We start from the raw sequence: 9,915 nt of genomic DNA, 5'->3' as shown, positions 1-9,915 counted from the left end.
TTCGTAAACAGGCCTTGGCACTTAAAATGGCGGCTCCCATCATACCATAACTGCCACATAACAGCGCCGCATGGCCATAATTGCCTTTATGAGAAAATTTATTTCTTGGTTTATAAATTGTTTTGATAAAATTGAGGTCGGTTAATTCAAAAACTGCAGCTTCTTCTTTGTCAAATTTATTATGCAGACCGATATTTAAAATATGGATGATGCCACAATAGTTTTCATTCTCCGGTAATAAAAAAGATAGTTTATAATTTTGAAAAGAAAGGGTATGAGTTGCTTTAATAACAGCGTTATTTTTTGATGAACTGTCTGCTGCTAAACCACTCGGTAAATCTATTGCAACGATTGCTGCGTTACAATTATTGATATGATTTACCAATGCCGCACTAATACCTTCTAATGGTTTATTTAAACCCGTACCGAATAACGCATCAATAATTACAGCATCACTTTTTATTGCAGGAAAAAATTCCGGTGATTGAATAAAATGAATATCCGTGCTGCATTGATGTAATTTAGCTAAATTATTTTGAAAATCCTGGCTACCAATATTTCCAAATTCGAGAATATAAACGGTTGCTGCAATTTTTTTTTGAATGAGCAATCTTGCAATGGCTAAACCATCGCCGCCATTATTGCCTTTGCCACAAAAGATTTGAAAATGTTTTTTATTGTAATTATTTTCTGTAAGCCACTGCACACATTTTGCTGCAGCTCTTTCCATTAAATTAATGGAAGTAACAGGTTCGTTTGCTGCAGTAAAAGCATCCCATTGTTTTATTTGTGCTGCTGAAAATATTTTCATGCATTGAAGTTACAAAACAATTGCTTTAGGTGTAAGGATCAGGTTGAGTTAAAACTCAAAACCATTACATCCCCGCCTCAGACGATGACGGGGTTATAATTTTTGTAAAACAGTTTTTGTAAGTTCGTTTTGTACTTCGCCGGTGTTTAGAGTAGTTGCAGGTTCAAATAATAAAATATGTACTTCTTCTTTTGCAACAGGTTTATGTTCGGTTCCTCTTGGTACAATTAAAAATTCACCTTCGTTTATTGTTATTGTCTTATCTCTTAATTCCATAAATAATGTACCCTTCATCACCATAAACAACTCGTCTTCATTATCATGTTTATGCCAGATAAATTCGCCATTTAATTTTACTGCTTTTACCTGCTGGCCGTTTAACTCGCCAATAATACGTGGATTGCAGTAATCGTTAAAAAGGGATAGCTTTTCTGCGATATTTACTTTATCCATAAATTATTTTTTATTGGTTAAAGCTGTTATTTTTTTATGCACTTCCACTACCTGCGGTATCAGCAATTGCTTCTCATCATTTATAATAACAAAATCGCACAGCTGCATTTTGGAGTTTTCGTCCAGTTGTTTGTTTATACGTGCTATCACTTCTTCCTCAGTAATACCGTCACGCTGCATGGTGCGTTGTATACGTAGGGGAGTGGGGGCGAACACACCAATTACATAATCTAACTTTTGTTGTGCGCCGCTTTCAAAAATAAGTGCTGCTTCTTTTATTGCGTAAGAAGTTCGCTGTCTTTGCATCCACTTTTGTGCATCATTAATTGTTGCAGGGTGTACCAGTGCATTTAATAATTGTAATTTGTCGGGTTTTTTAAAAACAATGTCAGCAACATATTTTCTGTCTAACTGTCCGTTTCTATATGCGGTAGCACCAAAAATTTTCTGAATTTGTTGTTTAAGTGGTCCTTCTTCGTTCATTAATTTTTTAGCAGCATCATCTGCATAGTATACGGGCATGCCCAGCACTTCAAATACTTTTGCTACAGTGCTTTTTCCGCCGCCAATGCCGCCAGTTAATCCTATTTTAAGCATAAGCCCCTGTCCCCTAAAGAGGGATTATTATGTTTTATAAATAAAAAATTTGCGATTTTAGATTTACGATTTCAGATTTGAATACCCTGTAATCAACATAAATATAAAATCGCAAAACTGTAAAATGAAATAAATTATTTCTTAACCTCAGCGGCAGGCTTGTTAATATTGGTCGTCCACTCCATGCTGATAGCGCTGCGTTCAATTTTAATATAACTGCCGGGGCTCACTTCCATTTCTAAAGTATTGTCGTCATTTACTTTATTTACTTTACCATGTATGCCGGCAATGGTTACAATTTTATCGCCTTTTTGCAAATCGTTTATAAACTGTTTTTGTTGCTTGGCTTTTTTTGCCTGCGGCCTTATCATAAAAAAATAAAACACTAAAATCATTCCACCCATCATTACCGGTGTAAACCAAGAGCTGGTACCTGAACTTACCTGTAAAAAAATACTTAATAGTTGCATGTTGTTTTTATTATTTGGTTAAATAATTTGTTTGTAAACTGATGATATAATTACTTTTTTTCTTTTACTTCTCCTGTTAATTTTAAAGGAGGAAAAAGGGGTCTTGCATTTGATGTTACGCTGATAATCTTTTCGTTGTGACCATGTTTTCCGCTGCTGTTAAATATTACTTTAATAAAACCTGTTTCGCCGGGTAAAATGGGCTGCTCAGGTTTTTCGGGTATGGTACAGCCACATGTTGCGCTTGCATCAAAAATTACTAATGGATTGCTGCCTGAATTTTTAAACCTGTAACTGAATGCTACTTTTTCTCCTTCTGCAACCGTTCCAAAATTATACACACTGTCTATCATTTCAACCGTAGTGGTGTTTTTAAGCGCCTCTTCATCCGCCAACTTTTTTTGCGCCATTTTAATGGAATCAGTTTTAGAATCATCTGAAATCTTGTCCTTCCTTTTTACATCACAAGAAATAAGTGCAGCAGGAATTACAAGAAATAAAAAATATTTTTTCATTAATAATTTTTTTAAAGTTATTTACAGGGTGCTGTTTTTATAATTTTTTTTATGAATTTTATTTTCGAGTGTAAGCTCTTTATGAATGTTATCTAACAGGCCATTTACAAACTGCCCGCTTTGTACGGTACTGTATTCTTTTGCCAGATCGATATATTCATTAATGGTAACTTTTGTGGGGATGGTTTCAAAAAATAAAAATTCGCTAACACCCATTTGCAAAATTATTAAATCGAGTGCAGCTATGCGGTCGGCATCCCAATTTTTTAATTTAGGTTTTATCAACTCCAGTGTTACTTCGCTTTTATCTAAGGTGGTTAGCAAAAGGCTTTTTGCAAAATCTAATTTTTCTTTACTCACCATTTCACCAAAATCGTAGCTGTTTGGTTTTTGTAAAAAGTTCAGCACCAATTGCTGCATCATTTCGCCATCATCATCCCAGTGAATAAAATTTTCTTCAAGGTGAGTTATAAAATTTTCATTGGGTAAAAGCAGCGTGCTGAAAATAAATTCCAAAATATCTTTTTCCGATTTTTTATCCCTCGATTGCTCTTCAATATATTCTTTATACTCGGCAGATTCTACCAGTTGCAGGTATATCTTCTTTAATAAATCGGTATCGATTATATGCTTTAATTTAAATTCAGTAACAGTTGCATTAAACCGGGGTTGCTCTACAATTTTCCACAGTATTTCGTTACCTGCAATTTTGGTGTTAACCGAAAGATCTTCTGCCGAAGGCAAATTTTTAGAAGCCCTGTGCTTTGCAGCTGTTTCGGAGTAGCGGGCTACTTCGGTAATAAAATAAATTAAGTAAGTAAAAAGCTGGCGGCTCTGTTCTAATTTTTTATTTAAGATGCTGAGCGGTTCTCCGGGTTTTACTTCTCCGCTCATGCTGTCAACGGTGTAAAGCGTTTGCATCACTTTTACCCTTATGTTTCTTCTGCTAATCATAATTTTAAGACGGCAAAGGTAAGTAATTTGGTTTGGTGTTTATAGTTTGATGTTGGTTGTTTTAAAAATTACCCTGCCAAAAATGCCTGAATAATTTTTTAAATGTCTGCCGAATTTTCCAACAATCAACCTTCCATCATCAACTTTCAACCTAAAACTGACAACCTTTCTTTTAATTTTGTGTGGCACAGATTTAGCATACCTTTGCCGACCGAATTATTAAACCAATCAAAAACAATAGAGTTATGGCAACAAAGAAGTTAAGCATTACCCCATTGCACGACAGGGTCATTGTGAAACCAGCCGCTGCTGAAGAAAAATCTGCAGGCGGTATTATTATTCCTGATACAGCAAAAGAAAAACCACAGCGTGGTACTGTTTTGGCCGCTGGCCCTGGTAAAAAAGATGAACCTGTAACTGTAAAAACCGGCGATACCGTATTATATGGTAAATATGCAGGTACCGAAATTACTGTTGAAGGACAGGATTATTTAATTATGAGGGAGAGTGATATCCTTGCAATTGTTTAAAAGGCAGCAACCATTTATTGGTTGCAAGACAAATCTAAAATTGTAAATCAAAAATCTAAAATTGAGTTTTATGGCAAAAATGATATACTTCGATATTGAAGCAAGAAATAAAATGAAAAAAGGTGTTGACACTTTAGCCAACGCTGTTAAAGTAACACTTGGACCAAAAGGTCGTAATGTAGTTATTGAGAAAAAATTTGGTGCACCGCAGGTAACTAAAGATGGTGTTACTGTTGCTAAAGAAATTGAACTGGAAGACCCTATTGAAAATATGGGTGCTCAAATGGTTAAAGAAGTGGCCAGCAAAACTGCAGATATTGCAGGTGATGGTACCACAACTGCAACTGTTTTAGCTCAGTCAATTATAAGTGAAGGTTTGAAAATGGTAGCTGCAGGTGCAAACCCAATGGATTTGAAAAGAGGTATTGATAAAGCGGTTAGTATTGTAGTTGAAAATTTAAAAGCACAATCTCAAACTGTTGGTAACGACAGTAAAAAAATACAGCAGGTAGCTACTATCTCTGCCAACAACGACGAAACCATTGGTAAATTAATTGCCGAAGCTTTTGTAAAAGTGGGTAAAGAAGGTGTGATTACTGTTGAAGAAGCAAAAGGTACTGATACTACAGTAGATATAGTTGAAGGTATGCAGTTCGACAGGGGTTATATCTCTCCGTATTTTGTAACTAACAGCGAAAAAATGCAGGCAGAATTGCAAAATCCTTACATTTTAATTTATGATAAGAAGATTTCTGCAATGAAAGATATTTTGAGCATCCTGGAAAAAGTTGCTCAAAGCGGTCGTCCTTTAGTAATTATTGCTGAAGATTTGGAAGGCGAAGCATTAGCAACATTAGTGGTAAATAAATTACGTGGTACTATTAAAGTGGCTGCAGTAAAAGCACCAGGCTTTGGCGACAGAAGAAAAGAAATGCTGACTGATATTGCCATCTTAACTGCGGGTACTGTTATCAGTGAGGAGTTAGGCCATAAATTAGAAGCGGCTGATTTAACTTTCTTAGGTCAGGCTGCATCTATAACCATTGATAAAGACAATACAACCATCGTTGGTGGTAAAGGCGCTAAAAAAGATATTACTTCAAGAGTAAATCAAATTAAAGCACAAATAGAAAATACCACTTCTGATTACGATAAAGAAAAATTACAGGAGCGTTTAGCTAAATTGGCAGGTGGTGTTGCAGTATTATATATTGGTGCTGCTACCGAAATGGAAATGAAAGAAAAGAAAGACCGTGTTGATGATGCATTACATGCAACCCGTGCTGCAGTTGAAGAAGGTATTGTACCGGGTGGTGGTGTTGCTTACATACGTGCTATTGAAGCTTTGGAACCAAAAGTAAGGGGTCAGATAGCAGATGAGCAAACTGGTATGGCAATCGTTCGCCGTGCTTTGGAAGAACCTATCCGCATATTAACTGCTAATGCAGGTATTGACGGTTCTATCGTGGTACAAAAAATTAAAGAAGGTAAAGGCGATTTTGGTTTTAATGCAAGAACAGAAGTTTACGAAAACCTTTTCAAAGCTGGTGTAATTGATCCAACTAAAGTTAGCCGTGTAGCATTGGAAAATGCAGCTTCAATTGCAGGTATGCTGTTAACTACAGAAGCTGTAATTGCCGACAGACCTAAAGAAGAAGCGCCTCATGCTCATGGTGCACCTGATATGGGTGGAATGGGATATTAATTAATGAATAATTAATAATGTATAAATAAGAATTCCCTCTTGCTGAAAAGTGAGAGGGATTTTTTTTTGTACCTGGAAGCTCCAGCTTCCAGCCATATGGTGATTATGTAATCTGTCAATTGATTTGCTTATTATATTTATTTATCTGCTGCGAAATATTATATTTTCCCAAAGTGTAGAAATGATTTCACAATAAAAGAATAGGTCTTATAAAATAATTGTTTTAAAAAAAGCAACCTATTTTTATTTATCAACATCATTAGGTAAAATTCATTGTAATTTTTACTGTAGTTATATAAATCTTAAGTTTATTAAGTTGAAAAATAAGAACGGGCATCATTATTGAAATTTTATTAGTAGAAATTATTTATCCAATCCTTCCGCAAAACTTCTGTAAGTATTAAATCCCACATCTCTCTGAAAATTCATTTTTTGAATTTTATCTCTACACTATTAAAAAAAAAATTATGAAGAAGTTTTTACTCTCTGCGATTGCGATCGCTTCGGGAATTGCTGCTATTGCACAATCTCCAACAATTGTTACAACGGCTACAAATTGTACCGTCTTCCGGAATTTTAATGCTTCAGACGAAGGCTTTAGTGCCCCAAGTATTTATTCAGATGCAAATGATGTTGCCTTTTTTTGGAACGCCGGATTGGGTGCTGAACTGGAAAGCAGCGGATTAACTGTAAGAAATGGCAGTCTTATTTCTCCTGTATATATTCAAAGCGAAGACGGCAGAGCAACTATTGGTTTTAGTTATGTGGCACCAGCCGGTACCGAGTACAGAATAAGGATTATATCAGGAGCTACCAGTCCTCCACTTGAAATATTAGCCAATACAGCTAATGGTCCGGTTTATACAGCTTTACCATCAACATCGGGTAGTATTTGTTTGTTATTAACTGATGCCGATCTTACCGCAGGCAGGCAGATTAGATTTGAATTCACCTTCAGGGCTACACAACCAGGAAATATACAATTTGATAACCTTTCGTTATCGGTTGCAGGTGGTCCATTACCCGTAACATTTGAAGGATTTGTTGCCCGGAGAGATAATGACGGCAGCGTAAAACTGTTGTGGAATGTTGGGGAAGAAGTAAATGTAAAAGGTTACTATGTAGAAAGCAGTACCAATGGTGTTGACTTTACCAGTGCCGGTTATGTAACTGCAAGTGGCAAAAAAATATACAGCTTAGATTATCCCGGCAAGCAAATGCAAACTATGTTCTTTCGTGTAAAAAATATAGACTTTGATGGCAGAAGTAAATATTCTTCTATTATAAAAGTTTATGTAAGGGAGCAAACCAGTGCACAAATACAACTGTACCCGGTACCTGCAACCGACCAGGTAACGGTACAGCATAATAAATCTCCGGAGCGTACAATTATTACAATTGTAAGTCCCGAAGGAAGAGTAGTGCGCCAGGTTAGAGCAAGCCTTAACACACTCCAAACTCAGGTTAATATCAGTAACCTGACTAAAGGAATTTATATTGTAAAATATGATGACGGCAGTGGCGAAGTGCAAAGTTTAAAGTTGATAAAAAAATAAAAGGAATATTATAATTGATTAAGACCCGCTGTAAGGCGGGTTTTTTATTTGGGATATAAATGATGTATGTTGATTTATGTTAGCAGGAATGTTATACCAATTAGACATTGAAATCATACTGTCAAGCCTGAGCTTGTCGAAGGCGGGTAGACATTGCACCGGTTTCGACAAGCTCAACCTGACATTTTTTTAATGGGATAGATTCAATGTCTAATTGGTATAACATTGCTTAATACAATTATATCCTAATTTGGGAATAAGAGATTTAATTTATCTTTTAATACAACTTGTAAAAATTCCCCTGCATAGTTTTTAAAAATAATAGCATAAAAACAAAAATGCCGGAATAAAAACCCCGGCATTTTAATTTAATAATCTAAAATATTATTCAGCACCTAATGTAATCGGGTATTCATACATGCCATCGTACCCGGGATAAAAACCACTTATGGTAACGTTTTTATTTGCACCAATTGCAGCTTTTAGTTCATCAATTGATTTTACTTCTTTATCATTAAGCTTTAAAATAATAAAACCATCTTTCATTCGGGTCTGATCATTTAAAACACCATCATTTATTTTTTTAACGATCACACCACCCGCCACGCCATAGTCTTTTGCTTTTTTAGCATCAAGCGTTAATAACTGGGCACCCAAAACATCAAGCGCTGCATCAGCTTTTACAATATCAAAATTGCCCGCTTTATTTTTAAGCGTTACTGACGCTGTATTCTCCTTTCCGCTACGCATATAAGTTACAGCAATTTTATCTCCGGGCTTGTAGCGGCTTATCTGGCCCTGCATTTCGGCACCGTTACTTACTTCGATACCATCAATTTTTGTAATGATATCACCTTTACGAATGCCCGCAGCATAAGCGCCACCATCTGTTGGTACTTCCTGTGCATACACACCTTCTGCAGATAAAGGCACACCGGCTCTTTTCTTATTTTCTTCATCAAGATCGCTGGCATTTACATATTGCACTCCTAAAAAACCACGTTGCACTGTTCCAAACTTAATAATATCATCCACTACTTTTTTGGCAATGTTAACCGGTATTGCATAAGAGTATCCGGAGTAATAACCGGTAGGCGAAGCAATAGCAGAATTTATACCTACTAATTTTCCATCTGTATTAACTAATGCACCACCACTGTTGCCCTGGTTAACTGCAGCATCTGTTTGTAAAAAAGATTCCACACCACCCGTGGGGCTACCCGTTTTATCCCTGTTTAATCCAAGGCTTCTTGCTTTGGCACTTATAATTCCGGCAGTAACTGTAGTTTCTAAATTTAAAGGATAACCAATGGCTAAAACCCATTGTCCAATTTTTAAATCATCGCTGTTGCCATACAATATAAATGGTAAACCAGCTGCTTCAATTTTTATTACGGCTAAATCGTAAGCAGGATCGGTACCAATTACTTTTGCTTTATACGATTTTTTGTTGCTTAAGGTTACTGTTAACTGATCGGCTTTATCTACCACATGGTTGTTGGTAATAATGTAACCATCTTCGCTAACAATTACGCCGGAACCGCTGGCTCTTTGCTCAGGAATTACGTTTCCCCGACCCCCAAAAAACTGGTTAAACATATCGTCATCCAGTAAATCGCTGAATGGATTTGCCGGCCTTGTACGGGGTAAATTATTATTTACCTGTTTAGCATTTGTTTTTGTTGTAATGTGCACAACCGTTGGCGATGCTGCTGCGGCTGGCGCAGTAAAATCAACAGCACCTGGTGGCGGTGTGGCACCATCTGTAAAGCCGGCATATTTGTAATTATTGGGCGTTATACCCGCCTGCTGCCCGGCATAGGTATCGTTGTGTTTAATAAATTTACCATAGCCCCAAATTACTGCAAGGGCGGTAACAGCACTAATTGCTACTGTAGATAACACTTGTTTCATTTTCATTTTTTCTTAGGTTTTATTTTTATAATTTTTTTCTTGCCCCGATTTTTTCGGGAGTCCGGCATCAGAATTTCTATTTGGCTTCATTGGTATAGTTTACACTGACGCAGGAAGTGCACTCTTCAACAGTATAAATTTATTCAACTTTTATTAAAGGAGAGGTGCAATTTTCAACTTCCCTTTTTTGAATATCAACTCTTATGCCCAACAATACAAAGTAACGCAGAACTGACAAATTGGGATTTACCAACTGCCATCTTTAACAGTTAATTAGGAAGAGCTTCGTACATGTTTTCTAAACCTCTAAACCCCTAAACCCTAAACCCCTAAACCCTAAACCCCTAAACCCTAAACCCCTAAACCCTAAACCCCTAAACATCTTATCACCTTATAAACTTAACAAAAAC

Annotated in this window: 10 protein-coding genes; 3 read left to right on the top strand and 7 right to left on the bottom strand. The window is 36.3% G+C overall.

The window, feature by feature from the left end:
- From ACY65O_RS12160 to nusB, 6 genes are all read right to left on the bottom strand, one after another.
- Positions 1–811: NAD(P)H-hydrate epimerase (locus ACY65O_RS12160; RefSeq protein WP_462221124.1), on the bottom strand; the 811-nt coding region annotated here is incomplete at its 3' end.
- Positions 812–904: 93 nt separating this feature from the next.
- On the bottom strand, positions 905–1,264 hold the full coding sequence (locus ACY65O_RS12155; protein WP_462221123.1) for a cupin domain-containing protein: 360 nt from the start codon (positions 1,262–1,264) through the stop codon (positions 905–907).
- Between the two features lie 3 nt (positions 1,265–1,267).
- The gene (coaE, locus tag ACY65O_RS12150) at positions 1,268–1,861 is read right to left on the bottom strand and encodes a dephospho-CoA kinase (protein ID WP_462221122.1); all 594 of its coding nucleotides are present in this window, start codon (positions 1,859–1,861) and stop codon (positions 1,268–1,270) included.
- Between the two features lie 134 nt (positions 1,862–1,995).
- The gene (gene yajC, locus ACY65O_RS12145) at positions 1,996–2,331 is read right to left on the bottom strand and encodes a preprotein translocase subunit YajC (protein ID WP_462221121.1); all 336 of its coding nucleotides are present in this window, start codon (positions 2,329–2,331) and stop codon (positions 1,996–1,998) included.
- Between the two features lie 50 nt (positions 2,332–2,381).
- Positions 2,382–2,846: a DUF1573 domain-containing protein gene (locus ACY65O_RS12140; protein ID WP_462221120.1), complete on the bottom strand. Its 465-nt coding sequence runs from the start codon at positions 2,844–2,846 to the stop codon at positions 2,382–2,384.
- A 21-nt stretch (positions 2,847–2,867) separates the two neighbouring features.
- A complete protein-coding gene (gene nusB, locus ACY65O_RS12135) occupies positions 2,868–3,800 on the bottom strand; it encodes a transcription antitermination factor NusB (protein ID WP_462221119.1) in 933 nt (310 codons plus the stop codon).
- A 245-nt stretch (positions 3,801–4,045) separates the two neighbouring features.
- On the opposite strand from nusB, the gene ACY65O_RS12130 reads away from it, so the two are divergent.
- The 3 genes from ACY65O_RS12130 to ACY65O_RS12120 all read left to right on the top strand — a co-directional run bounded on the left by ACY65O_RS12130 (position 4,046) and on the right by ACY65O_RS12120 (position 7,591).
- The gene (locus ACY65O_RS12130; RefSeq protein WP_462221118.1) at positions 4,046–4,330 is read left to right on the top strand and encodes a co-chaperone GroES; all 285 of its coding nucleotides are present in this window, start codon (positions 4,046–4,048) and stop codon (positions 4,328–4,330) included.
- Positions 4,331–4,400: 70 nt separating this feature from the next.
- Positions 4,401–6,035 carry a chaperonin GroEL gene (gene groL / locus ACY65O_RS12125; RefSeq protein WP_462221117.1) on the top strand — a complete coding sequence of 545 codons (1,635 nt, stop codon included), beginning with the start codon at positions 4,401–4,403 and terminating at the stop codon, positions 6,033–6,035.
- A 467-nt stretch (positions 6,036–6,502) separates the two neighbouring features.
- Entirely contained in the window at positions 6,503–7,591 is a 1,089-nt protein-coding gene (locus ACY65O_RS12120; RefSeq protein WP_462221116.1) for a T9SS type A sorting domain-containing protein, read from the top strand.
- Positions 7,592–7,975: 384 nt separating this feature from the next.
- On the opposite strand, the gene ACY65O_RS12115 is transcribed toward ACY65O_RS12120, so the two are convergent.
- Positions 7,976–9,505, bottom strand: coding sequence for a trypsin-like peptidase domain-containing protein (locus ACY65O_RS12115; RefSeq protein WP_462221115.1), 1,530 nt, complete (start codon positions 9,503–9,505; stop codon positions 7,976–7,978).
- Positions 9,506–9,915: the final 410 nt, after the last annotated feature.

The organism is Ferruginibacter sp., from assembly GCF_031430955.1.
Classification (GTDB): domain Bacteria; phylum Bacteroidota; class Bacteroidia; order Chitinophagales; family Chitinophagaceae; genus Ferruginibacter.
This window is presented reverse-complemented; position numbering and strand designations above follow the sequence as displayed.